This is a genomic window from Streptomyces durhamensis, from assembly GCF_000725475.1.
GTDB classification, from domain to species: Bacteria; Actinomycetota; Actinomycetes; order Streptomycetales; family Streptomycetaceae; genus Streptomyces; species Streptomyces filipinensis.
Map to the genome: position 1 here is coordinate 111950 of NZ_JNXR01000009.1, position 24370 is coordinate 136319.

17 protein-coding genes, 1 tRNA gene and 1 pseudogene are annotated in these 24370 nt (G+C 72.2%); 16 read left to right on the plus strand and 3 right to left on the minus strand.

Going from position 1 to position 24370, the window contains the following annotated elements; genetic code table 11:
- Window positions 1–13: 13 nt before the first annotated feature.
- From IO33_RS44165 to IO33_RS47335, 4 genes and pseudogenes are all read left to right on the plus strand, one after another.
- On the plus strand, window positions 14–793 hold the full coding sequence (locus IO33_RS44165) for a type II secretion system F family protein (protein WP_031164954.1): 780 nt from the start codon (window positions 14–16) through the stop codon (window positions 791–793).
- 70 nt (window positions 794–863) lie between these two features.
- Complete coding sequence (locus IO33_RS0115425) at window positions 864–1064, plus strand: DUF4244 domain-containing protein (RefSeq protein WP_051926756.1); 201 nt, start codon at window positions 864–866, stop codon at window positions 1062–1064.
- A gap of 22 nt (window positions 1065–1086) precedes the next feature.
- The gene (locus tag IO33_RS0115430; RefSeq protein ID WP_031164958.1) at window positions 1087–1425 is read left to right on the plus strand and encodes a TadE family type IV pilus minor pilin; all 339 of its coding nucleotides are present in this window, start codon (window positions 1087–1089) and stop codon (window positions 1423–1425) included.
- A 277-nt stretch (window positions 1426–1702) separates the two neighbouring features.
- Window positions 1703–2005: pseudogene (locus IO33_RS47335) on the plus strand (Rv3654c family TadE-like protein); the annotation flags it as partial.
- Between the two features lie 82 nt (window positions 2006–2087).
- On the opposite strand, the gene IO33_RS0115435 reads toward IO33_RS47335, so the two are convergent.
- A complete protein-coding gene (locus tag IO33_RS0115435; RefSeq protein ID WP_245235798.1) occupies window positions 2088–4793 on the minus strand; it encodes a DEAD/DEAH box helicase in 2706 nt (901 codons plus the stop codon).
- 81 nt (window positions 4794–4874) lie between these two features.
- On the opposite strand from IO33_RS0115435, the gene bldG reads away from it, so the two are divergent.
- From bldG to IO33_RS0115490, 11 genes are all read left to right on the plus strand, one after another.
- Window positions 4875–5216 (plus strand): anti-sigma factor antagonist BldG, encoded by a 342-nt coding sequence (bldG, locus tag IO33_RS0115440; protein WP_010986038.1) that lies wholly within the window; start codon window positions 4875–4877, stop codon window positions 5214–5216.
- A gap of 158 nt (window positions 5217–5374) precedes the next feature.
- Window positions 5375–5803: an ATP-binding protein gene (locus IO33_RS0115445; protein ID WP_031164965.1), complete on the plus strand. Its 429-nt coding sequence runs from the start codon at window positions 5375–5377 to the stop codon at window positions 5801–5803.
- A 272-nt stretch (window positions 5804–6075) separates the two neighbouring features.
- Window positions 6076–8478: a sodium-translocating pyrophosphatase gene (locus IO33_RS0115450; RefSeq protein WP_031164968.1), complete on the plus strand. Its 2403-nt coding sequence runs from the start codon at window positions 6076–6078 to the stop codon at window positions 8476–8478.
- A gap of 259 nt (window positions 8479–8737) precedes the next feature.
- A complete protein-coding gene (locus tag IO33_RS0115455) occupies window positions 8738–9337 on the plus strand; it encodes a small secreted protein (protein ID WP_342448268.1) in 600 nt (199 codons plus the stop codon).
- A 20-nt stretch (window positions 9338–9357) separates the two neighbouring features.
- A complete protein-coding gene (locus tag IO33_RS0115460; protein ID WP_031164971.1) occupies window positions 9358–10887 on the plus strand; it encodes a DUF7059 domain-containing protein in 1530 nt (509 codons plus the stop codon).
- Between the two features lie 420 nt (window positions 10888–11307).
- Entirely contained in the window at window positions 11308–11505 is a 198-nt protein-coding gene (locus IO33_RS0115465; RefSeq protein WP_031164973.1) for a hypothetical protein, read from the plus strand.
- 266 nt (window positions 11506–11771) lie between these two features.
- A complete protein-coding gene (gene topA / locus IO33_RS0115470; RefSeq protein ID WP_031164975.1) occupies window positions 11772–14603 on the plus strand; it encodes a type I DNA topoisomerase in 2832 nt (943 codons plus the stop codon).
- A 121-nt stretch (window positions 14604–14724) separates the two neighbouring features.
- Complete coding sequence (tmk, locus tag IO33_RS0115475) at window positions 14725–18078, plus strand: dTMP kinase (RefSeq protein ID WP_031164977.1); 3354 nt, start codon at window positions 14725–14727, stop codon at window positions 18076–18078.
- Window positions 18079–18284: 206 nt separating this feature from the next.
- Window positions 18285–19490, plus strand: coding sequence for a DNA polymerase III subunit delta' (locus tag IO33_RS0115480; protein WP_031164979.1), 1206 nt, complete (start codon window positions 18285–18287; stop codon window positions 19488–19490).
- Between the two features lie 130 nt (window positions 19491–19620).
- Window positions 19621–21225, plus strand: a complete 1605-nt coding sequence (locus tag IO33_RS0115485; protein ID WP_031164981.1) for an alpha/beta hydrolase — start codon at window positions 19621–19623, stop codon at window positions 21223–21225.
- 108 nt (window positions 21226–21333) lie between these two features.
- Window positions 21334–21407, plus strand: a tRNA-Thr gene (locus IO33_RS0115490).
- Between the two features lie 107 nt (window positions 21408–21514).
- On the opposite strand, the gene IO33_RS50410 is transcribed toward IO33_RS0115490, so the two are convergent.
- Window positions 21515–21976, minus strand: a complete 462-nt coding sequence (locus IO33_RS50410; RefSeq protein WP_157857855.1) for a hypothetical protein — start codon at window positions 21974–21976, stop codon at window positions 21515–21517.
- 393 nt (window positions 21977–22369) lie between these two features.
- Complete coding sequence (locus IO33_RS50415; protein ID WP_051926758.1) at window positions 22370–22750, minus strand: STAS domain-containing protein; 381 nt, start codon at window positions 22748–22750, stop codon at window positions 22370–22372.
- Window positions 22751–23134: 384 nt separating this feature from the next.
- Between IO33_RS50415 and IO33_RS0115505 the strand changes: the two genes are divergently transcribed.
- Window positions 23135–24028, plus strand: coding sequence for a glycosyltransferase family 2 protein (locus IO33_RS0115505; RefSeq protein WP_031164987.1), 894 nt, complete (start codon window positions 23135–23137; stop codon window positions 24026–24028).
- The last annotated feature ends 342 nt before the right edge of the window (window positions 24029–24370 follow it).

Consider the following 24370-nt stretch of genomic DNA (forward strand, 5'->3'; position numbering starts at 1 on the left):
GGGAGTGGGCGGTATGAGCGGGGAAGTTGTCCACAGGCTGGGGATGGTGGAGGTCGCGGCGCTGGTCCTCGGCTGGGTGGTTCGGCGGTTGGATCTGGCCCGGCGGCGGCACCAGGCGCGACGGCGCGTGGCGGGACTGCTGGGCCGTGAAGTGCCGCTCACCAGAGGGCGGTTCGCGCCTGGAGCCGCGGTACGGCGGTGGCTGCCACCGGCCGGGGCCGCATGCGGGGCGTGGGTTCTGGTCGGCGGTGCGGCCGGAGCCGTGCTGGGGCTGGGGGCCGGCGTCGTGCTGTGGCGGTGGCGTGGCCGCCAGTTGGCAGCCGGCCGGGCGGAGCGGGTCGACACCGTCGCGGCCGCGCGCCAACTCCCGCTCGCCGCCGACCTGCTGGCCGCCTGCATCGCGGCCGGTGCCGGCCCGGTGGTGGCCGCCCAGGCGGTGGGGGAGGCGCTCGGCGGACCCGTCGGGCAGGCGCTGGCACGGGGCGCCGCGGAGGTGCGGCTCGGCGGTGAACCGACGGACGCCTGGCGCTCGTTGGTGGATCTGCCCGACGCGGCAGCCCTGGCGCGGTTGCTGCAGCGGGCCGACGAGTCCGGGCTCCCGGCGGCCGGTCCGGCCGCCCGCCTCGCCTCCGACGCACGCGCGCAGTGGGCCCGCACCGCGACGGCCCGGGCCCGGCGCGCGGCCGTACTGGTCTCCGCGCCGGTGGGCCTGTGCTTCCTGCCCGCCTTCATCGCGGTCGGCGTGCTGCCCGTCGTCATCGGACTGGCGGGCGGGGTGAGGGGAGGCAGATGAGACGTACGGGGACGAACGAGCCGGAGTAGGCGCACAGACCATAAAGGGCCCGAATCTCATGGGGGTTGGAATGAACAAGAAGATCAAGGAAGCGGCGGTACGGCTGCGGGGGAAGTGCCGCGCGGACGCAGGCATGGTGACGTCCGAGTACGCGATGGGGATCATCGCGGCCGTCGGGTTCGCCCTGCTGCTGTACGAGGTCGTCACCAGCGGCCAGGTCCGCGCGGAGCTGCAGGACATCGTGAAGAAGGCCCTCAGTGCGCGGATGTGAGCGAGGCGCGGACCGGGGGTTCGTGACCGCGGAGGCGGCCGTGGTGCTCTGCGTACTGGTGGCGTTCACCATGGCGCTGGTCTGGGGGCTGCTCGTGGTGGCCGCACAGATCCAGTGCGTGGACGCCGCCCGCGTGGGGGCCCGGGCCGCCGCCCGTCAGGATCCGGCGGACGCGGTGGTGTCGGTGACCCGGCAGGCGGCGCCGCGCGGGGCTCGGGTGATGGTCGGGCGCGAGGGTGATCAGGTCCGGGTGACGGTGGTGGCCAGGCCGCCGGTGCTGAGCGGGCTGCCGTTCGAGGTGCGGGAGGAGGCCGTCGCACCGGCCGAGGACAGCGCGGAGACCGGGGAGGCGGGGCCATGAGGAGAAGCGAGGCGGGGCTTGAGGCGAAGGGAGGCGGCCAGTTTGAGGCGGGGTGAGGTGGCCGACATGGGGCGAAGGGAGGCGGGCCTTGAGGCGAAGGACGGTGGGGGTTTTGCGGGGGTGAGGTGGCCGGCACGGGGCGAAGGGAGGCGGCGGACTTTGAGGCGGATGAGGCGGCCGACATGGGGCGAAGGGAGGCGGCCGTCGTGGGCGAACGGAGGCAGGGGGCTTTGAGGCGGAGAGAGGCGGCCGGCACGGGGCGAAGGGGAGGGAGGTCATGAGGCGACGTGCGGTGGGGAGAGGCGCGGTGCCGGACCGGCAGTACTCCGACCGGGGGTCCGCCACCGTGTGGAGCCTGGGGGCGATCGCCGTGCTGTGCGCGGTGTTCGGTGCCGTGCTCGCGCTGGGGCAGGCCGTCGTGGTCCGGCACCGGGCGGCCGGCGGCGCGGATCTGGCGGCGCTCGCGGCGGCGGCCCACTGGTCCGAGGGAGGTGCGGCGGCCTGCGAGCGGGCCGGGCGGGTGGCTGCGGCCGAGGGGGTCCGCCTGGTGCGGTGCGCGCTCGTCGGTGAGATCTCGGACGTGACGGCGGCCGCGGGAAGAGGGCCGTTCGCGGCGGAGGTCAGGGCCAGAGCGGGCCCCGCGGGACCGGCGCCGGACACCCTCAACGGCGAGGCGACCGCCCCGGAGCGGCCTCGTCCCGCCCCTCCGGGCTCTCCCGCCCCTCCGGGGCCTGCGCACCCTCGTGGCTCTCCCGGCCCCCTGGAGGCAGGGGCCCCTCCCGGCCTCCCCGGGACACCGGACTTTCCTGGCGCCTTTGAGACACGGGCCTTTCACGGCCCTCCGGGCACACGGATCCCTCATGGCACACGGGCCTCTCCTGGCCCTCAGGAGACGTCTGGCCCTCCCGGACCGCCTTCTCGTCCGGCGCGCCCCGCAGGAGCACCGTGAGAAGCCGTACCGCCCCCCTCTTGTGCAACGGGTCATTGCCGTTGCCGCACTTGGGAGACTGGATGCAGGAGGGGCAGCCGGCCTCGCACTCGCAGGAGGCGATGGCCTCCCGGGTGGCGGTGAGCCAGGCGCGGGCGGTGTGGAAGGCACGCTCGGCGAAGCCCGCCCCGCCGGGGTGGCCGTCGTAGACGAAGACCGTCGGCAGCAGGGTGTCCGGGTGCAGCGGGACCGAGACGCCGCCGATGTCCCAGCGGTCGCAGGTCGCGAACAGGGGCAGCATGCCGATCGAGGCGTGCTCGGCGGCGTGCAGGGCGCCGCCGAGGATCTCCGGGATGATCCGGGCCTCGTCGAGCTGGTCCTCGGTGACCGTCCACCACACCGCGCGGGTGCGCAGCGTACGAGGAGGGAGGTCGAGTTTGGTCTCGCCCAGCACTTCACCGGTGATCAGGCGTCTGCGCAGGTAGGAGACCACCTGGTTGGTGACCTCGACCGAGCCGTAGCAGAGGCGGCCGGCGCCCCAGGGGATCTCGGTGTCGGTCTCCAGGATGGAGATCGCGGTGGTGTCGCGGGCGACCGTGGAGTACGGCGGGTCGGCCTGCTCGACCAGGGCGACGGAGTCCTCCAGGTCCAGGTGACGCACCAGGTAGGTGCGGCCCTGGTGCAGATGGACCGCGCCCTCGTGGACGGTGGAGTGCGCGGCGCCCGCGTCGACCGTGCCGAGCAGACGGCCCGTGCCCGCCTCGACGACCTGCACCGGACGGCCGCCGGCGCCCCGGATGTCGGTCAGGTCCGCGGCCCGCTCCCGGCGCGTCCAGTGCCAGGCCTTCGTCCGCCGGCGCAGCAGCTTCGCGGCCTCCAGCTGCGGCAGCACGTCCGCGCAGGCGGGGCCGAAGAGGTCCAGGTCCTCCTCGGTCAGCGGGAGTTCCGCGGCGGCGGCGCACAGGTGCGGGGCGAGGACGTAGGGGTTGTCGGGGTCGAGGACGGTCGATTCCACCGGTTGGTCGAACAGGGCCTCGGGGTGATGGACCAGGAAGGTGTCCAGCGGGTCGTCGCGGGCCACCAGCACCGCGAGCGCACCCTGGCCGGAGCGGCCCGCGCGGCCCGCCTGCTGCCACAGGGACGCCCGCGTGCCCGGGTAGCCGGCGATCACCACCGCGTCCAGGCCGGAGACGTCCACGCCCAGCTCCAGGGCCGTCGTGGCGGCCAGTCCGAGGAGCTCGCCGGAGTGCAGGGCGCGTTCCAGGGCGCGGCGCTCCTCGGGGAGGTAGCCGCCGCGGTAGGCCGCGACACGCCGGACCAGGGAGCGGTCGACCTCCGCCAGCTTCTCCTGGGCGATCACCGAGATCAGCTCGGCGCCGCGCCGGGACCGTACGAAGGCGACCGAGCGCACGCCCTGCACGGTGAGGTCGGTCAGCAGGTCGGCGGTCTCCGCGGTGGCGGTACGCCGTACGGGGGCGCCCCTCTCGCCGTGCAGTTCGGTGAGCGGGGGCTCCCAGAGGGCGAAGACGAGCTCCCCGCGCGGCGAGGCGTCGTCGGCGACCTCGGTCACCGGCAGGCCGGTCAGCCGGCGGGCCGCGACGGCGGGCTCGGCGGCGGTCGCCGAGGCCAGCAGGAAGACGGGTGAGGCGCCGTAGCGGGCGCACAGGCGGCGCAGCCGGCGCAGCACCTGGGCGACGTGCGAGCCGAAGACGCCCCGGTAGGTGTGGCACTCGTCGATGACGACGTACCTGAGCGACTTCAGGAAGGAGGACCAGCGCGGGTGGGAAGGGAGTATCCCGCGGTGCAGCATGTCGGGGTTGGTGAGGACGTAGTTGGCGTACTGGCGGATCCACTCGCGTTCCTCGAACGGGGTGTCGCCGTCGTACGCGGCCGGGCGCACCGACGTGCCCAGAGGCTGTGAAAGTTCCTTCACCGATCGGCACTGATCCGCCGCGAGCGCCTTGGTGGGGGCCAGGTACAGGGCGGTCGCGCCGCGCCCGTTCGGGGCCTCGGAGCCGTCCAGGAGGGTGGACAGGACGGGCACGAGATACGCCAGGGACTTGCCGGACGCCGTGCCGGTGGCGACCACCACCGACTCGCCGTCCAGGGCGTGCTCGGCGGCCATTGCCTGGTGCGCCCACGGGTGTTCGATGCCGCACGCCTGCACGGCCGCGATCACCTCGGAGCGAATCCGGTCAGGCCAGACGGCATGGCGGCCCGCGCGCGGGGGCAAGTGCTCCGTATGAGTGATGCGTGCAGACCGGCTCGGTCCGGAGGCGAGCCGGTCCAGGACCGCGCCCGGAGACGGGCGGGACACCGGGTCAGCCGGGGATCGATCGGATCGGTGATTCTTGGCCATCGGCACCGAGTGTGTCACTGGAGTGACGGACAATGGAGCCAAGGCGTCGTGCGCGCCTGCCGGTAAGTGATTGAATGCCATCGCGGCTGGCGTTGCGTCCCGGGGGCCGCAAGCCGAGGTGCCCGAGGGGCGACCGCTCGATAGCAAGGTGCTGGAGGATCCGTGGACCTGTCCCTGTCGACCCGTACCGTCGGCGATCGTACGGTCGTCGAGGTCGGTGGCGAAATCGATGTATACACCGCGCCCAAGCTGCGCGAGCAGCTGGTCGAGCTGGTGAACGACGGGAATTTCCACCTCGTCGTCGACATGGAGGGCGTGGACTTCCTCGACTCCACCGGGCTCGGCGTGCTGGTCGGCGGCTTGAAGCGAGTGCGTGCCCATGAGGGCTCGCTGCGCCTGGTCTGCAACCAGGAGCGCATTCTCAAGATCTTCCGTATCACCGGCCTCACCAAGGTGTTCCCGATCCACACCTCGGTCGAGGAAGCGGTGGCGGCCACCGACTGACCCTGGGCCCGTCACCGGCGCCGGGCTCTCGACGAGCCCGGCCGCCGGGCGGTCCCGTCCGGGCCGATGACGCGGTCCGGGTACAGAAGCACACCAGGGGGTGCGGGCTCTCGGCGGCCCCGCCCCCGACCGCACGCCCGTAGTCACTAGGGGGATGCATGGCCACCGTCGAACTCCGCTTCAGCGCGCTGCCCGAGCACGTCCGGACCGCCCGGCTGGTGGCGGCCGCGGTGGCGCGCAGGGCCGGAGTGGACGAGGCCGTCCTGGACGAGGTCCGGCTCGCCGTCGGCGAGGCCTGCTCCCGTGCCGTGGGGCTTCACCAGAACAGCGGTATCAGCGCGCCCGTGAAGGTGGCGCTGATCGAGGAGGAGAAACAGTTCTCCATCGAGGTCGGCGACGAAGCACCGCACGCCACGCCGGGCGACACGCCCGGCGCGCAGGACGGTGACGCGGAGATCGAGGAGGACGAGATGGGCCTCGCGGTCATCAGCGGCCTCGTCGACGACGTGGAGGTCACCACCGGACAGGACGGCGGCCTCATCCGTATGAGCTGGCCGACCACACCGCCGGCCGCGGCGCTTGTCTGAACGCCGACGCAGCACTTCACGAGGGCCCTGCCGAGCAGGGCCCTCGGTGTTTTTCCGGCGGGACGCGGCACCCTCCAGAATTCGTGAAGGAATTCACGATCATTGACAATGCCTTGGGGGCATTACTCCATTCGGGTGGTCTGGCGAGATCGCGATCATTTGCTGATGAGCCGGTGGAGGCTAATTCCGCTTACCGCGCTCTGTTGAGATCACTCCGGGGTACCTAGAATCCGTCCACATCTTGAGCTCAGCCCAAGCGTCAAGGAGGACGAATGGCGGGGCTTTCCATCCCTCAGTCGGATCATCCCACGTCTCTGGCAGCTGCGGTCCTGACCGACAACAACCGGATCATGGTGGCCGTCATCGCGGCGGTCGCCCTGGCCGCGCTGGTGGTCGCGGGGATCCTGGTGCGCCAGGTGTTGGCCGCGGGCGAGGGCACCGACAGCATGAAACGGATCGCCGAGGCGGTCCAGGAAGGTGCGAAGGCGTATCTCGCCCGGCAGCTGCGCACGCTCGGCGTATTCGCTGTCGTCGTCTTCTTCCTGCTCATGCTGCTGCCCGCGGACGACTGGAATCAGCGGGCCGGACGATCGGTGTTCTTCCTGATCGGCGCGGCATTCTCGGCGGCCACCGGCTATATCGGCATGTGGCTGGCCGTACGCAGCAATGTGCGGGTCGCCGCGGCCGCCCGGGAGGCCACACCGGCACCCGGCGAACCGGAAAAAGATCTCACCACTGTTTCGCACACCGCGATGAAGATCGCATTTCGCACGGGCGGCGTCGTCGGCATGTTCACGGTGGGGCTCGGCCTGCTGGGCGCCTCCTGCGTGGTGCTGGTGTACGCGGCCAGCGCGCCGAAGGTGCTGGAGGGCTTCGGCCTCGGCGCCGCCCTGATCGCCATGTTCATGCGTGTGGGCGGCGGCATCTTCACCAAGGCCGCCGACGTCGGCGCCGACCTGGTCGGCAAGGTCGAGCAGGGCATTCCGGAGGACGACCCGCGTAATGCCGCGACCATCGCCGACAACGTGGGCGACAACGTCGGCGACTGCGCGGGCATGGCGGCCGACCTCTTCGAGTCGTACGCCGTGACCCTGGTGGCCGCGCTGATCCTCGGCAAGGTCGCCTTCGGCGATTCCGGGCTGGCGTTCCCGCTGCTCGTCCCCGCCATCGGCGTCATCACGGCGATGATCGGCATCTTCGCGGTCGCGCCCCGCCGCACCGACCGCAGCGGCATGAGCGCGATCAACCGCGGCTTCTTCATCTCCGCGGTGATCTCCCTCGTGCTGGTCGCGATCGCGGTCTTCGTCTACCTGCCGTCGAAGTACTCCGCCCTCGACGGGGTCACGGACGCGGCGATCAAGGGCAAGGACGGCGACCCGCGGATCCTCGCCCTGGTCGCGGTGGCGATCGGCATCCTGCTCGCCGCCGTCATCCAGCAGCTGACCGGCTACTTCACCGAGACGACCCGCCGCCCGGTGCGGGACATCGGCAAGACCTCCCTCACGGGCCCGGCCACCGTCGTCCTGTCCGGTATCTCGGTCGGCCTGGAGTCCGCCGTCTACACCGCCCTGCTCATCGGGCTCGGCGTGTACGGCGCCTTCCTGCTCGGCGGCACGTCGATCATGCTGGCGCTGTTCGCGGTCGCGCTGGCCGGCACCGGCCTGCTCACCACGGTCGGCGTGATCGTCGCCATGGACACCTTCGGGCCGGTCTCCGACAACGCGCAGGGCATCGCCGAGATGTCCGGCGACGTCGAGGGCGCGGGCGCGCAGGTGCTCACCAACCTGGACGCGGTCGGCAACACCACCAAGGCCATCACCAAGGGCATCGCCATCGCCACCGCCGTCCTGGCCGCGTCGGCGCTGTTCGGGTCGTACCGCGACGCGATCACCACCAATGTGCAGGACGTCGGGGCGAAGCTCACCGGCCCGGGGGCGCCGCTGAGCCTGTCCCTGGACATCTCGCAGCCCAACAACCTCGTGGGCCTCGTCGCGGGTGCGGCGGTCGTCTTCCTCTTCTCCGGACTGGCCATCAACGCCGTGTCGCGTTCGGCGGGTGCGGTGGTGTTCGAGGTGCGGCGGCAGTTCCGTGAGAAGCCCGGGATCATGGACTTCACCGAGAAGCCCGAGTACGGCAAGGTCGTCGACATCTGCACCAAGGACGCCCTGCGGGAGCTGGCGACGCCGGGTCTGCTCGCTGTGATGGCGCCGATCTTCATCGGGTTCACGCTCGGCGTCGGCTCGCTCGGTTCCTATCTCGCCGGCGCGATCGGCACGGGCACGCTGATGGCGGTGTTCCTCGCCAACTCCGGTGGCGCCTGGGACAACGCCAAGAAGCTGGTGGAGGACGGCCATCACGGGGGCAAGGGCAGTGAGGCCCACGCCGCGACGGTGATCGGCGACACGGTCGGCGACCCCTTCAAGGACACCGCCGGGCCGGCGATCAACCCCCTGCTGAAGGTCATGAACCTGGTCTCGCTGCTCATCGCGCCCGCGGTGATCAAGTTCTCCTACGGCAACGACAAGAACCTCGGCGTACGGATCGGGGCCGCGATCATCGCGCTCCTGGTGATCGTCGTCGCCGTGTACGTCTCCAAGCGGCGCGGAATCGCCGTCGGCGACGAGGAGAGCACCGAGCGGATCTCCAACTCGGCGAACACGGCGGTGGTTTCGTAGCCGTACTCTCGGCCTGTTCGGGAAGTCCTGCTCAACCGGCGGGCGGGCGGCGCGTGCTGACGCGCCGTCCGCCCGTTCGTGTCCGGGGCGCGTCTGCGGGCCCGCTGTACGCGCGGCTGTGGGTTCGCCCACGTGGTGAGCCTTCTCTCGCATGGTGCAAAGAGTCACAAAGGGTGTCTCGGGGGGCGTACGGGATGCGGAGGGTGTACGTCCGCCGTGTAGGGTCCGTGGGCCGAGAGCCATGGAAGGGACCAATCCGGTGAACAAGAAGCTCGCGGCCGCACTGTCCGGCGGTGCGGTACTGGTGGTGGCGCTGTCGGGATGCAGCAGCAGCGGCGGCGGTGGAGACAAGGGGCCCGACCCCAAGCTCGTGGCCTGGGCCAAGTCGGTGTGCGATCCGCTGCCGGCGCAGCAGGCGAAGATTTCCGGGGCCTTCGACGCGCTGGCGAAGGTCGCCAAGGACGGCCCGCCCAAGGACGTCCAGAAGACCGACTCCCAGGCCTTCCAGGACCTGGCCGACGGCTTCAAGGCGCGCGCGACCACCCTGGCCGACGCCGGAGCGCCTCCGGGCGTCGAGAGCGGCCGGAAGAGCCAGCAGGACGCCGTTCAGAAGCTCACCGCGCTGTCGTCGGCGTACGCCGATCTGAAGAAGCGGGTGGACGGGCTCGACACCAAGGACCAGACGAAGTTCGCCTCCGGTCTGGGTGACCTCTCGGAGCGGATGAAGGCGGTGGCGACGCAGTACGACGGCGCGATCACCGCCCTGCAGAGCCTTGAGAAGGGGGACGTCAACCAGGCGGTGACCAAGCAGTCCGGCTGCACGAAGACCTCCGCCTCGCCGTCCCCGGCCAGCAGCTGAGGCGTCCGCCACGGGCCACAATGGGGGGCGTGAGTAACGCCACCCCCTCTCCTGTGCCCTCCACCGACCGCCTCGATGTCGCCGCGCGGCTGCGGGACGCCCTGCTCGGCGCCTCCTTCACCGCCGACGGACTGCTCGACCTGCTCGGGGCTCCCGCCTACGCGGCGCTGGCCCGCAGCGAGACCGTGCCCGCGCTGAGGGCTACCCGTGGCGACACGCCGCTGGAGACGCTCGTCCGGCTGTTCCTGCTCCAGCAACCGGTGCCGCACGCGCGTGTGGCGGCCGTTCTGCCCACCGAGGAGGCCCTGGAGGCCGGGTGGCTCACGCGGGTGGGCGGCGACGAGGTGGCCGCCACCGTGGACGTACGGCCCTACGGCGGCCCCGGCGGCGAGGACTGGTTCATCGTCTCCGACCTCGGCTGCGCGGTCGGGGGCGCGGGCGGCATCGGCCGGCGTGACGAAGGGGTCGTCCTGGGCGTCGGCGGGGCCTCCACCACCCTCGCCGGCATCACCGTCCGCACGCCGGTCGCCTCCGCCCTCGACCTCGGCACCGGTTCCGGCATCCAGGCGCTGCACGCCGCCCAGCACGTCACGCGCGTGACGGCGACCGACCTCAACCCGCGCGCGCTGCACATCACCGCGCTCACGCTCGCGCTCTCCGGCGCGCCCACCGCCGATCTGCGCGAGGGCTCGCTCTTCGAGCCGGTCCGCAAGGACGAGAGGTTCGACCTGATCGTCTCCAACCCGCCGTTCGTCATCTCGCCCCGCGCCCGCCTCACGTACCGGGACGGCGGGATGGGCGGGGACGATCTGTGCCGCTCGCTCGTTCAGCAGGCGGGGGAACGGCTGAACGAGGGCGGGTTCGCGCAGTTCCTCGCCAACTGGCAGCACGTGGCAGGGGAGGACTGGCAGGACAGACTCAGGTCGTGGGTGCCGCGCGGGTGCGATGCCTGGATCGTGCAGCGCGAGGTACAGGACGTCACGCAGTACGCCGAGCTGTGGCTGAGGGACGCCGGTGACCACCGCGGCGATCCGGCGGAGTACCAGGCGCGTTACGACGCCTGGCTCGACGAGTTCGAGGCGCGCAAGGTCAAGGCGGTCGGCTTCGGCTGGATCACTCTGCGCAGGACGGGGGCGGCGGAGCCCTCGATCACCGTGGAGGAGTGGCCGCACCCGGTCGAGCAGCCCCTCGGGGACGCGATCCGGGCGCACTTCGCGCGACTCGACTACCTGCGGGAGCACGACGACGCGGCGCTGCTCGACAGCCACTTCAGGCTGGCCGCCGAAGTGGTCCAGGAGCAGGTCGGGCTGCCCGGCGCCGAGGACCCGGAGCACGTGGTGCTGCGCCAGCACCGCGGCATGCGCCGGGCCACCAAGGTGGACACGGTCGGCGCCGGGTTCGCGGGCGTGTGCGACGGCACGCTGAGCGCCGGCCGCATCCTGGACGCCATCGCCCAGCTCATGGAGGAGGACCCGGTGGTACTGCGCGACCGGACGCCCGCACAGATCCGCCTCCTGGTGGAGCAGGGCTTCCTGGAGCCCGCGAGCTGACGGGCCGCGGCGACCGGTTTCGGTTCGGTGTGCGGCGGGCCGGACCGCGCCTGTTCGGCGACGGCGGTGGGTCGTGGCGGTCGGTCTGGTGTGCGGCGGGCCACAGGGCCTGGTGCGCCTGAGGTACGGCGGGTGCCCGTGCGGTCGTAGCCGTCCCGGGACGCAGGGGTGGCCGCGTCCGGATCATCGTCGTATGCCCGTGGCACGGGCGCGGTGGACCCCCTGCCGGGGGCCGGGACGCGCCGGTGCCGGGAAAAAGGCCGGAAAAATACGGAGGGCGCGCCGGGCCGGCGGCGTCCGCTCGCGTGTTCGGCATCACGTTGGCCCTCCGTTCACCCCGGCGTCGCCCGGCCTTCTCCCGTGCGTGCCACTCTCCCCGCGCTGGGCGGAGCCGGACGGCACGGAAGAGGTGGGCGGGGGATGGAGAGCGGGCCGGCGATCTTCACGGGCATGGTGTTCGCCCTGTTCGGAGGTGCTCTTCTGGCCTGGACCGGCACCCGCCTCAGGCGCCGCGAGCCGGTGGCCCAGGGTGTGAACCAGATCGCATCGGCCGCCCTCGCGAGCGTGGCCGGGACGGTCGCGCTCGCCCTCGGTGTGTACTGCCTGACCCGCCTCTGACGTCGGCGGGTGTGCGGCGGCGAGTGCCACGCGAGAGTAAGGGGAGCATCACGCTCCGGACATGCCTCGCCTGGGTACCCGGGACTCCGGGCGGCAGGAATGCCGGTAGTCGGGTTACCGTTCGAGTGGCCGTTGTGGGCTTTTCCCGTTTGACACGGGGGCGGGATGTACCGTCACACTCCGCAGCACCACACGAGCACCAAGCACGCCGCCCCCGGGACCAAGGCCCGGGTAGGCCCCAGCGTCGACCGGAGAGAAGAGCGAAGTTGTCCCCGACCAGCGAGACCGCACAGGGCGGCCGCCGACTCGTCATCGTCGAGTCGCCTGCCAAGGCGAAGACGATCAAGGGCTACCTCGGCCCCGGCTACGTCGTCGAAGCGAGCGTCGGGCACATCCGCGACCTCCCCAACGGCGCCGCGGAGGTGCCCGAGAAGTACACCGGCGAGGTCCGTCGCCTCGGTGTGGACGTCGACCATGACTTCCAGCCGATCTATGTGATCAACGCTGACAAGAAGGCGCAGGTCAAGAAGCTCAAGGACCTGCTGAAGGACTCCGACGAGCTGTTCCTCGCCACCGATGAGGACCGGGAGGGCGAGGCGATCGCCTGGCACCTCCAGGAGGTCCTCAAGCCGAAGATCCCCGTCAAGCGGATGGTCTTCCACGAGATCACCAAGGACGCGATCCGCGAGGCCGTCGCCAACCCGCGCGAGCTCAACCAGAAGCTGGTCGACGCCCAGGAGACCCGCCGCATCCTCGACCGCCTCTACGGCTACGAGGTCTCGCCGGTCCTGTGGAAGAAGGTCATGCCCCGGCTGTCGGCCGGCCGCGTCCAGTCCGTCGCGACCCGGCTCGTCGTCGAGCGGGAACGCGAGCGCATCGCGTTCCGCTCCGCTGAGTACTGGGACCTGACGGGCACCTTCGCGACCGGCCGCGCGGGGGACACGTCGGACCCGTCGTCGCTGGTCGCCCGGCTGCAGACCGTCGACGGCAGGCGGGTCGCGCAGGGCCGCGACTTCGACTCCCTGGGACAGCTCAAGAGCGCGAACACCCTCCACCTCGACGAGGCGAACGCCCGCGCCCTCGCCGCCGCCCTGGAGAACACCCGCTTCTCCGTGCGCTCCGTCGAGTCCAAGCCGTACCGCCGCTCGCCGTACGCCCCGTTCCGTACGACGACGCTGCAGCAGGAGGCCAGCCGCAAGCTCGGCTTCGGCGCGAAGGCGACCATGCAGATCGCCCAGAAGCTGTACGAGAACGGCTACATCACGTACATGCGTACGGACTCCACGACGCTGAGCGACACCGCGATCGCCGCGGCCCGCGCCCAGGTCACGCAGCTGTACGGCGCGGATTACCTGCCGCCGCAGCCGCGCACGTACGCCGGGAAGGTCAAGAACGCGCAGGAGGCGCACGAGGCGATCCGCCCCTCGGGTGATCGTTTCCGCACGCCCGCCGAGACCGGCCTGACCGGTGACCAGTTCAAGCTCTACGAGCTGATCTGGAAGCGGACCGTCGCCTCCCAGATGAAGGACGCGACCGGTAACAGCGTGACCGTGAAGATCGGCGGCGCCGCCGCCGACGGCCGGGACGTCGAGTTCAGCGCGTCCGGCAAGACGATCACCTTCCACGGCTTCCTGAAGGCTTATGTCGAGGGCGCCGACGACCCGAACGCCGAGCTCGACGACCGCGAGCGCCGGCTGCCTCAGGTCGACGAGGGTGACGCCCTCAGCGCCGAGGAGATCACGGTCGACGGGCACGCCACCAAGCCCCCGGCCCGCTACACCGAGGCGTCCCTGGTCAAGGAGCTGGAAGAGCGCGAGATCGGCCGCCCGTCGACGTACGCGTCGATCATCGGCACGATCCTCGACCGCGGCTACGTCTTCAAGAAGGGCACGGCCCTCGTCCCGTCCTTCCTCTCCTTCGCCGTCGTCAACCTCCTGGAGAAGCACTTCGGGCGGCTCGTCGACTACGACTTCACCGCCAGGATGGAGGACGACCTCGACCGCATCGCGGCCGGTCAGGCCAAGGCCGTGCCGTGGCTGCGACGCTTCTACTTCGGCGAGGGCACGGCCACCGGCGGCGCGGCCGAGGCCGGCAACGGCGACGGGGACCACCTCGGGGGCCTCAAGGAGCTGGTGACCGACCTGGGCGCGATCGACGCGCGCGAAGTGTCGTCGTTCCCGGTGGGCAACGACATCGTGCTGCGCGTCGGCCGCTACGGCCCGTACATCGAGCGCGGCGAGAAGGACACCGAGCAGCACCAGCGCGCCGACATCCCGGACGACCTGGCGCCGGACGAGCTGAGCGTCGAGCTGGCCGAGGAGCTGCTGGCCAAGCCCAGCGGCGACTTCGAGCTGGGCGCCGACCCGGAGACGGGCCACCAGATCGTCGCCAAGGACGGCCGATACGGCCCGTACGTCACCGAGATCCTCCCCGAGGGCACTCCGAAGAGCGGCAAGAACGCGGTGAAGCCGCGCACGGCCTCCCTCTTCAAGTCCATGTCCCTCGACACGGTGACCCTTGAGGACGCGCTGAAGCTGATGTCGCTGCCGCGCGTCGTCGGCACCGACGCCGACGGCCAGGAGATCACCGCGCAGAACGGCCGCTACGGCCCGTACCTGAAGAAGGGCACGGACTCCCGGTCGCTGCAGTCCGAGGACCAGCTCTTCACCATCACGCTGGAGGAGGCGCAGGCGATCTACGCCCAGCCCAAGCAGCGTGGTCGCGCGGCCGCCAAGCCGCCGCTGAAGGAGCTGGGCGAGGACCCGGTCTCCGCCAAGCCGGTCGTGGTCAAGGACGGCCGCTTCGGTCCGTACGTCACCGACGGCGAGACCAACGCGACCCTCCGCTCGGGTGACAGCGTGGAGACGATCACCCCGGAGCGCGGCTTCGAACTGCTCGCCGAGAAGCGCGCGAAGGCCCCCGCGAAGAAGACCGCGAAGAAGGCTCCGGCCAAGAAGACGGCCCCGGCGAAGAAGACCGCCGCCAAGAAGACGGCGGCGAAGAAGACGACCGCGGCCGCGAAGAAGACCACGGCGAAGAAGACGACCGCCAAGAAGGCGACGGCTTCGAAGACGACGGCTTCCGGCGCGGAGGACTGACCCGCCCTCAGGGTCCCTCCGGCTTCGCCATGCAAACGCCCCGGCATCACTTTGGTGTCGGGGCGTGTGCATGCCAGGGTGGGCGAGGTGTGGTGTCGGTGGCTGCGGATAGGCTGAACGCATGACGCGAGCCGAGCAGCCAACGGCCCCCACCGCAGCCCCGGACGACGCCCTGATCGCGGACTCCCGCGAGCGCGCCGTCCGTTCCCTGCTGCGCCGACCGCAGCTGAGGCGCCTGTGGAGCGCTCAGCTGGTGAGCGGTGTCGGCGACAGCCTGGCACTCTTCGTCCTGGTCGTCCTCGCCCTGCAGGCGGCGATCGTCGAGGGCGCGTTCGGCGGTGGATACCGGGGTGTGGCGTTCGCAGTGGCGACGGTCTTCGCGGCCCGTGTCCTCGCCGCGCTGCTGTTCGGCGCGGTCCTCCTCGGCCCGCTGACCACGCTCACCGCCCAGGAGGGCCCGCTCGACCGCCGCTGGACCATGGTCGGCGCCGACGGTGTGCGCGCCGCCCTGCTGATCCTCGCGCCCCTGTGGATCGACTGGACACCGGACGACGCACTGGCCGTCGTGCTGGTCACCGCCTTCGTCACCGGCGTCGCCGAGCGGCTGTGGACGGTGTGCCGGGAGAGCGCGGCCCCGGCCCTGCTGCCCGGCCCGCCCCCGGAGGGTGCCACCGTGCGGCCGCTGCCGGACCACATGGACGCCCTGCGCCGCCTCTCGCTGCGCACCAGCTTCCTGGCCGTGCCGCTGGCCGCAGCCGCGCTGGTCGTCGCCGCCCTGTTCAACAACCTGCTGGGCACCGGCGTGGCCTGGTTCGACCAGCACCACGCGGCCCTCGGGGCGTATGTGGCGGCCGGTCTGTTCGCCGCCTCCCTGTCCGTGCTGACCTTCCTGGAGCTGCCCGACACGCGCACCCCGCGCGCGCGGTCCCCGCTGGAGGGCCTGCGCCGCCCGCGCACCGGCACCGGCGTCGACAAGGGCCGCACGGGCGCGATCCCGCTGCTCGTCCCCGCCTGCGCCGCGGTCGCCGGAGCCATCGCGGCGGCCGTGTCGGTGTGCGTGCTGCACGCCACCGACCTGGGCGGCGGCCCGGTCCTGTACGGCCTGCTGGTGCTGGGCCTGACCGGCGGCGTCGCCGTCGGCATCCGTACGGCGCCCGCGCTGCTGCCCTCGCTCTCACGCCGTCGGCTGCTCGCCCTCGCGATCGCCTTCACCGGTATCGCCCTGCTGGCCGCGGGGCTGGTCCCGGACGTCACCACGGTGCTGCTGATCGTCACCCTGGCCGGCGTCACCGCGGGTGTGGCCGCCAACACCGGGCACGCCCTGCTCGACCAGGAGACCGAGGACTACCGCCGGTCGCGCGTCACCGAGCACCTGCACGCGGTCGTCCGGGTCTTCATCGCGCTCGGCGCGCTGATCGCCCCTGTGGTCGCCGGGCTCATCGGCCGGCACCGGATGGAGGACGGCAGGTTCGTCTTCGCGCACGGCGGCGCCTCCTTCACGCTGATGCTGGTCGGCGCCCTGCTGCTGCCGGTCGCGGCGCTGGTGCTCGCCAAGGTCGACGACCGCTCCGGCATCCCGCTGCGCCAGGACCTCAAGGACGCGCTGCTCGGCGGCGACGACCCGGCCGAGACGTCGGCGGCGAACGGCTTCTTCATCGCCCTGGAGGGCGGCGACGGCGCCGGCAAGTCCACCCAGGCCGAGGCCCTCGCCGAGTGGATCCGCGCCAAGGGCCACGAGGTCGTGCTCACCCGCGAGCCCGGCGCCACGCCCGTGGGCAAGCGGCTGCGCTCGATCCTGCTGGACGTGTCCTCGGCGGGCCTGTCGCACCGCGCCGAGGCGCTGCTGTACGCCGCCGACCGCGCCGAGCACGTCGACACGGTCGTACGCCCCGCCCTGGAGCGCGGCGCGGTCGTCATCAGCGACCGCTACATCGACTCCTCCGTCGCCTACCAGGGTGCCGGCCGCGACCTGTCCCCGACCGAGATCGCCCGCATCAACCGCTGGGCGACCAACGGCCTCGTCCCGCACCTGACCGTCCTGCTGGACGTCTCGCCCGAGGCCGCCCGCGAGCGGTTCACCGAGGCGCCGGACCGGCTGGAGTCGGAGCCGGCGGAGTTCCACGCGCGCGTACGGGCCGGTTTCCTCACGCTGGCCGCCTCCGACCCCGGCCGCTACCTGGTCGTGGACGCCGGCCAGGAGCCCGAGGCCGTGACCACCGTGATCCGGCACCGGCTCGACACCGTGCTGCCGCTGTCCGAGGCCGAGATCAAGGCCCAGGAGGAGGCGCGGAAGAAGGCCGAGGAGGAGGCCCGTCGCAAGGCCGAGGAAGAGGCCGCGCGCAAGGCCGAGGAGGAGCGCCTGGAGCGCGAGCGCCAGGCGGAGCTGGCCCGGCTGCGCGCCGAGGAGGAGGAGCGTAAGCGCCGCGAGCTGGAGGAGGCGCAGCGCCGCGAGGCCGAACGGCAGGCGGAGGAGGCCCGGCAGCGGGCCGAGGAAGCGGCCCGGCGTGCGGAGGAGGAGCGGCAGCGGCTGCTCGCCGAGGAGAAGGCCCGCGCCGAGGAGGAGGCCCGTCGCAGGGCCGAGGAGGAGCGGCGCCGCAGGCAGGCCGAGGAGGAGGCCCGGCTGCGCGCCGAGGAGGACGCCCGGCGCCTGGAGAAGCAGCGCAAGGCCGAGGAGGCTCTGCTGCGTGCCGAGGAGGCGCGTCGGCAGGCGGCCGAGGCCGCGGCGGCGGCCGACACGGCGGCCCGCAGGTCCAGCACACCCCTGCCCGCCGCGCCGGGCGTGGCCTCCGACGCGGTGACGGTCCCCACGCCGGTGGTGTCGCCGGGCAGGCGCGGCGCCGAGGAGACGGTCCCGACGCCGGTGGTCTCTCCGGGACCGGGTGAGCCGGGCATGCGCGGGGCGGGCACGGAGGAGACGACGGTCCTGCGTCCCGTGCGTGACGAACGGGATGAACGGGACGAACGGAGCCGGTCGGACGAGCGACGGGAGACGGCCGGGGAAGTCGGGGCGACCAGGGCGGCCGAGCCCGGCTCCGAGGCCGAGGTCACGGCCGAGCTGCCGCAACCGCCCGCGGTTCCGGGTGCGGCGGACGAGACGGCTGTGCTGCCGCCGGTCTCGGGTGCGGCCGATGAGACGGCCGTGCTGCCGCCGGTCTCGGGTGCGGCCGACGAGACGGCCGTACTGCCGCCCGTGCGGGATGACGCGCCGACGGACCGGGTGCCGCCCGGCTTCTTCCGGGACGAGCGGCCCGCCGCGGGCCCCGACGGCGCCGAGGGCCGGACGCGTGAGATGCCCCAGATCGACGCCGACGGCACCCCGCGCCGCCGGCCGCGACCGGACTGGGCCGAGGAGACCCCGCTGGACGACCTGCCCTCGCTGGCGGACGAGCTGCTGGGGTCCTACGACGAGCGGGGCCACGGCGGTCCCGGTGAGGATCAGGACCGCAGGGGCCGAGGCCGGGGCGGCCGCGGCTGACAGCCGGCCCGCGCGGACACGGCTCAGCGCACGGGCCCAGGGCGGCACCGACCGGAACAGCGGTCGGTGCCGCTCTTCCACTTCGCCGCGGTCACCGTCACCGAACGCGTCGCAGGCGTCACCGACGGCCCACGCACCGCGTTGTCAGTGCCCACCCGCACAATGGAGTGCGGAAGGCGCAGTGTGACGGAAGGGCGGCGTGACCCATGACCGTGTGGGACGACCTCGTCGGGCAGGAGAAGGTGAGCGCGGTGCTCGACGCGGCCGCGCGGGACGCCGACGCCCTCGTCACCGCGGTGGCGGCGGACAAGCCGCTGCCCGAGGCGTCGAGGATGACGCACGCCTGGCTGTTCACGGGCCCGCCCGGGGCCGGCCGGAACCAGGCGGCGAGGGCCTTCGCAGCGGCCCTGCAGTGTGTGAGCCCCGACCGCGCCCTGGGCGGTTCCCCCGGCTGCGGCTTCTGCGACGGCTGCCACACCGCGCTGCTCGGCACGCACGCGGACGTCACCTCGGTGGCTGCCGTCGGCTCCGAGATCCTCGTGAAGGACATGCGGGACACGGTCCGCAAGTCGTTCACCGCCCCGGCGAACGGCCGCTGGCAGATCATCCTGGTCGAGGACGCCGAGCGGCTGAACGAGAAATCGGCCAACGCCGTCCTCAAGGCGGTCGAGGAGCCCGCCCCGCGCACGGTCTGGCTGCTGTGCGCCCCCTCCGTGGAGGACGTCCTGCCGACGATCCGCTCCCGCTGCCGCCACCTGACCCTGCGCACGCCGTCCGTGGACGCGGTCGCCGACATGCTCGTACGCCGTGACGGCATCGAGCCCGGCGTCGCGGCGGCCGCTGCCCGCGCCACCCAGGGACACGTCGACCGGGCCCGGCGCCTCGCCACCGACCCGGCGGCCCGCGAGCGCCGCGCGGCCGTGCTCAGGCTGCCGCTGCGCCTCGACGAGGTCGGCGCCTGCCTCAGAGCCGCCCAGGAACTGGTCGACGCCGCCGCCGAGGACGCCAAGCAGCTCGCCGAGGAGATGGACGGCAAGGAGGCCGAGGAGCTGAAGGCGGCGCTGGGCGCCGCCCAGGGCGGCCGGCTGCCGCGCGGCACGGCAGGCGTCATGAAGGACCTCGAGGACATGCAGAAGCGCCGCAGAACCCGTACGCAGCGCGACAGCCTCGACGTCGCCCTCGGTGACCTCACCACCTTCTACCGGGACGTCCTCGCCCTCCAGCTCGGCTCCCGCGTGGCGATCGCCAACGCCGACACCGAGGACGCCCTGGAGCGACTGGCACGCGGCAGCACTCCGGAGTCCACGCTCCGCCGCATCGAGTCGATCGCCGCGTGCCGCGAGGCCCTGGACCGCAACGTGGCGCCGCTGCTGGCGGTGGAGGCGATGACGATGGCACTGCGGGCGGGCTGACCACCGCAGGCCGCGGGTGGCCCGCCTCAGCGTCCCCCCGGTTCGCCCGCGCCAGGCGTGTATGTCCCCCGTACGAGCCATAATCCCCGCCCACCGCACTCGAACCGTCGCACAGCGTTACGCTCGGCTGATGCACCTCAGGCCATCCCCCCGCCGGCCCCGGGGCCCCCGCACCCGGACGACGGCCCGCCTCACGGCCACCGTTCTCGCGGCCGTCGCCCTGCTCGTGTCCGCCTGCTCCTCCGGGAGCTCGACCACATCGGCCGGCGGTACGACGGACGCGGCGCTGGCCGCGCTGCCGCGTGCGACACCGTCGGCGCTGTCGTCGTACTACCGCCAGACGCTGCACTGGCGCAGCTGTGGTGTCGCCGGTTTCCAGTGCGCGACGATGAAGGCCCCGCTGGACTACGCCAAGCCCGGCGCCGGAGACGTCCGGCTCGCCGTCGCCCGCAAGAAGGCCACCGGCAAGGGCAAGCCGCTCGGTTCGCTGCTGGTCAACCCGGGCGGTCCGGGCGGCTCCGCGGTGGGCTACCTGCAGAGTTACGCGGGCGTCGGCTACCCGGCCGACGTCCGCGCGCGCTACGACATGGTCGCGGTGGACCCACGCGGCGTCGCCCGCAGCGAGCCCGTCGAGTGCCTGGACGGCCGCCAGATGGACGCGTACACGCAGACGGATCTGACGCCCGACGACCAGAAGGAGCGGAACGCGCTGGTCACGGCGGACAAGAAGTTCGCGGAGAGCTGCGGGGCCCGCTCGGCGCGGCTGCTGCGGCACGTCTCCACCGTCGAGGCGGCGCGGGACATGGACATCCTTCGGGCGCTACTGGGTGATCCGAAACTGAACTATGTGGGTGCGTCGTACGGCACGTTCCTCGGGGCGACGTACGCCGGGCTGTTCCCCGACCGGGTCGGCCGGGTGGTCCTGGACGGCGCGATGGACCCCTCCCTGGACGCCCGGCGGCTGAACCTGGACCAGACGGCCGGCTTCGAGACGGCGTTCCAGGCGTTCGCGAAGGACTGCGTACGGCACACCGACTGCCCGCTCGGCGGCAAGGGCACGACGCCCGCGCAGGTCGGCGACCACCTCAGGGCCTTCTTCCGCAAGCTCGACGCGCATCCCATCCCGGCGGGTGATGCGGACGGCCGCAAGCTCGGCGAGGCACTGGCCACGACCGGGGTGATCGCGGCGATGTACGACCAGGGCACATGGGGCCAGCTGCGCGAGGTGCTGGCCTCAGCGATGCGGGAGAACAACGGCGCGGGCCTGCTCGCGCTCTCCGACAGTTACTTCGAACGCGACGCGGACGGGCACTACAGCAACCTGATGATGGCCAACGCCGCGGTGAACTGCCTGGACCTGCCGCCCGCCTTCACCGGCCCCGACGAGGTGGAGAAGGCCCTGCCCGCCTTCGAGAAGGCGTCCCCGGTCTTCGGCGCCGGCCTGGCCTGGGCGTCGCTCAACTGCGCCTACTGGCCGGTGAGGGCCATGGGCGGGCCGCACCGCATCAAGGCCCAGGGCGCGGCGCCGATCGTGGTCGTCGGCACCACCCGCGACCCGGCGACCCCCTACCGCTGGGCGCAGTCCCTGTCCCGCCAGCTCTCCTCGGCCCGCCTCCTGACCTACGTCGGCGACGGCCACACCGCCTACGGCCGCGGCAGCGCCTGCATCGACACGGCGATCAACACCTACCTGCTCCACGGCACCCCGCCGACCGCGGGAAAACGCTGCTCATAGCCCTCGTATCAGCCCCGGAGCCCCCTGCTCCGGGGCTGGTACGAAGCACCCTCGGAAACTGTGTAGACTTACCGACGTCGCTGATCGCACCATGGGTGCGAGTGACACGCCGCTTTAGCTCAGATGGCCAGAGCAACGCACTCGTAATGCGTAGGTCTCGGGTTCGAATCCCGAAAGCGGCTCCGCTGAAACCCCAGCCCGGATTTCTCTGAGCTGGGGTTTTTCGTTCAGCGGGTGCGACGGCGGCGCAGGGAGCTCCAGCCCTCGCACTCTCAGCCCCTTCGCACTCTCAGCGATCTTTGGTCATCGAGACCGTGAAGCTTTCCTTCTTGCCGGACGTCCAGTCGATGTGATCGAACACGGACAGGTTGTTCGCGCTCTTCAGGGTCAGCTGCAGCACCTCGTTCGCGTTGTTCCAGTTGTAGTAGAAGAACCGGAAGTTCCTGTCCGGGGTGTCTTGCAGCTTCTTCGAGCGCGAACTCCAGCTGCAGTCACGAGTCGCGTCGCTCCGGCAGGTGGACCAGGCTCTTGCGTAGAGGCCGCAGTCCTCTCCGGACCACACGTCGATACGGCTCAGCCTGTCATCGGACGAACGCCACGTTCCCGCAAACCTACTTGCGATGCACAAGGCGGACGCGTGTCTCGCCGAGGCGAGCGTCAGCGTGACCGAGAGGGAGAGCGTCAGGGCGCCCACCGCGAACAGGGCAATGATCCGGCGTAGTGGACTGCGGGCGGAAGAGACGTGTGTCATCGTGAACCTCCGGCAGGGGGGCGGTGCAGGGCATCCCGTGGTCACATGACGCGCTCAGCTGCTTCCTGCTCGGCGCCTGGATACCAGTTCGGGAAATCACTTCGGCCGGTACTGATGCCGGTTGCCCCTACCCATTCCAGACCAGCACTCCTGGGCCCTGATCGCAAGTCGGACGCCCTCCAGGAAAAGGCAGGTCGGGTGGCCAACTCCCTCTGGGGGCAGTTCACTTCGTCGACGGAACGCCGAAGTCGGACTGATCGACGCCCCCCAGTGTTCCGCGCCCAGGCCTGGGCGAACCGACGTACGGCTACGCCTTCTTGACGCGGAACGGTGGCACGCACGTGTGGTCGAAGTGGGCCGCCCGCCGCATCTGGTGCCGCGCCCGCGGACTCCTCACGCGGGGTCGACCGCGAGCGCGTCGTTCAGGGTGTCGTGCACCTGGAGGTTGTGGGTCGGCCTGGTGACGCGCAGGATTCTGCGCACCCGCCCCTGGGGGACGACCAGGCGCACCATGCCCCCGCGCCGGGCGGCCGTGTGGTGAACGCCGATGAGGGCGCTCAGACCGTGCGCGTCGCAGAAGGTGACGTCGCCGAGGTCGATGATCACTCGGGGGCGCCCGCCGTGGCCGGCCACGAGATCCCCCAGGTGCGCACGCAGCCCCGGTACGGTCAGGATGTCGATCTCGCCCGCCAGGCTGGCGACCGTCCAGCCGTCCTGGCGGCCCAGGGACACCCTCAGCTTCGTCTGTTCTCCCCGTCGGTCGTCGCTGCCCACGGCGCACCTCCGGTTCGAGCCGTCACGGGCAGCCTCCACCGCCCGGCAGGGCGTCGACAGGGGCGACAGGTCCCCGGTGGGGTGCCGACAGATCCCCGACGGGGGGCCGTCCGGCTCCTCGCGACGAGGCCGGTCGGCCCTGCCCGCCCCCGGTCGGCCCTGCCCCGCCCCCGTGCGGCCGGGGGCGCCCCGGGCTGCGGCTGTCGTCAGCCGCTCCGGGCGAGGGGCCGGGGTTCGCGGAACGTGCGGATGAATGGGGAGCAAAAGGGCCGCAAAGTGAATCAGGGTCCGGTGAACCCGCGGACCTGAGGCAACATCTTGGTGAACGGTGGGCACCGCGCGGTCAGGGCGCGGTGCCGCCGTCGGCCGGATGGGGTGAGGGACGTGGCGGAGCCGAGGATCGCCGTCGCCGTGGTGACCATGGGCAACCGGCCCGCCGAGGTCGACGCCCTGCTGGAGTCCGTGGCCAAGCAGGATCTGGCCCCTGCCCGCATCGTCGTCGTCGGCAACGGCTGCCGACTGCCCGAGTTCGCCCGCCGGCTCTCCCTGCCCGGCGAGGTCACCACCATCGACGTGGAGGAGAACCTCGGCTGCCCGGGCGGCCGGAACGTCGCCCTCGCCCGGCTGCGGGAGTACGGCGACGTCGACGTCGTCGTGGAACTGGACGACGACGGCCTGCTCGTCGACGCCGATGTGCTGCGGCGCGTACGGGACCTGTACGCCGCCGACCCGCGCCTCGGGATCGTCGGTTTCCGTATCGCCGACGAGCACGGCGAGACCCAGCAGCGGCATGTGCCCCGCGTGGGCAAGTCCGATCCGCTGCGCGGGGGTTACGTCACCGGTTTCCTCGGCGGCGGACACGCCTTCCGCATGGCGATGCTGGCCGAGACCGGGGACTGGCCCGCCCGGTTCTTCTTCGCGCACGAGGAGACCGACCTCGCCTGGCGCGCCGCCGACGCCGGCTGGAAGATCCTGTACGCCCCCGAACTGCTGCTCCAGCACCCCAAGACCTCCCCGGCCCGGCACGCCATCTACTACCGCGTCAACGCCCGCAACCGCGTCTGGCTGGTCCGGCGCCGGCTGCCGCTGCCGCTGATCCCCGTGCACCTCGGGGTGTGGACGCTGCTCACCCTCGCCCGCACCCGCTCCTTGGCGGGCCTGAAGGCATGGTTCGCGGGGTTCATGGAGGGGCTGCGGGAGCCGTCCGGTGAGCGTCGGCCCATGCGCTGGCGGACGGTGTGGCGGCTGACCCGGCTGGGGCGTCCGCCGGTGATCTGAGGGGCGGGGGCCTCGTCCGGTGGTCCGGGCGTCGGCGTCGTGCCGGGAGGCGTGGCGCTCCGCCGGCGGGCCGTGGGGAAAGGAACGGGACGGGGCCCCGGGCGTTCACCTCCGCCGACCGGGGCCCCTTGCGTCCCCGGATCCAGCCTGCGGCGACACTCCCCCGAGTTACGCGACATACGCGCGCGCCGTCGGGCCAGATCCGATGGAGATGATCACATCAGGATTCGCCAACGGATCGCTAACATGTGGCCAACGGTTCGTCGGCAGGTTGCGGCCCCGTTGGCTGGAACTTGCCGACGGTTTCCGGAACAGGCCCCCGAACTGGCCGATCCGGGGCCG

Bases quoted from the DNA above. Each gene is read 5' to 3' on its own strand.
- IO33_RS44165 (WP_031164954.1), top strand. From the start codon at position 14: ATGAGCGGGGAAGTTGTCCACAGGCTGGGGATGGTGGAGGTCGCGGCG.
- IO33_RS0115425 (WP_051926756.1), top strand. From the start codon at position 864: ATGAACAAGAAGATCAAGGAAGCGGCGGTACGGCTGCGGGGGAAGTGC.
- IO33_RS0115435 (WP_245235798.1), bottom strand. From the start codon at position 4,793: ATGGCATTCAATCACTTACCGGCAGGCGCGCACGACGCCTTGGCTCCA.
- IO33_RS0115445 (WP_031164965.1), top strand. From the start codon at position 5,375: ATGGCCACCGTCGAACTCCGCTTCAGCGCGCTGCCCGAGCACGTCCGG.
- IO33_RS0115450 (WP_031164968.1), top strand. From the start codon at position 6,076: ATGGCGGGGCTTTCCATCCCTCAGTCGGATCATCCCACGTCTCTGGCA.
- IO33_RS0115460 (WP_031164971.1), top strand. From the start codon at position 9,358: ATGGGGGGCGTGAGTAACGCCACCCCCTCTCCTGTGCCCTCCACCGAC.
- IO33_RS0115465 (WP_031164973.1), top strand. From the start codon at position 11,308: ATGGAGAGCGGGCCGGCGATCTTCACGGGCATGGTGTTCGCCCTGTTC.
- tmk (WP_031164977.1), top strand. From the start codon at position 14,725: ATGACGCGAGCCGAGCAGCCAACGGCCCCCACCGCAGCCCCGGACGAC.
- IO33_RS0115480 (WP_031164979.1), top strand. From the start codon at position 18,285: ATGACCGTGTGGGACGACCTCGTCGGGCAGGAGAAGGTGAGCGCGGTG.
- IO33_RS0115485 (WP_031164981.1), top strand. From the start codon at position 19,621: ATGCACCTCAGGCCATCCCCCCGCCGGCCCCGGGGCCCCCGCACCCGG.
- IO33_RS50410 (WP_157857855.1), bottom strand. From the start codon at position 21,976: ATGACACACGTCTCTTCCGCCCGCAGTCCACTACGCCGGATCATTGCC.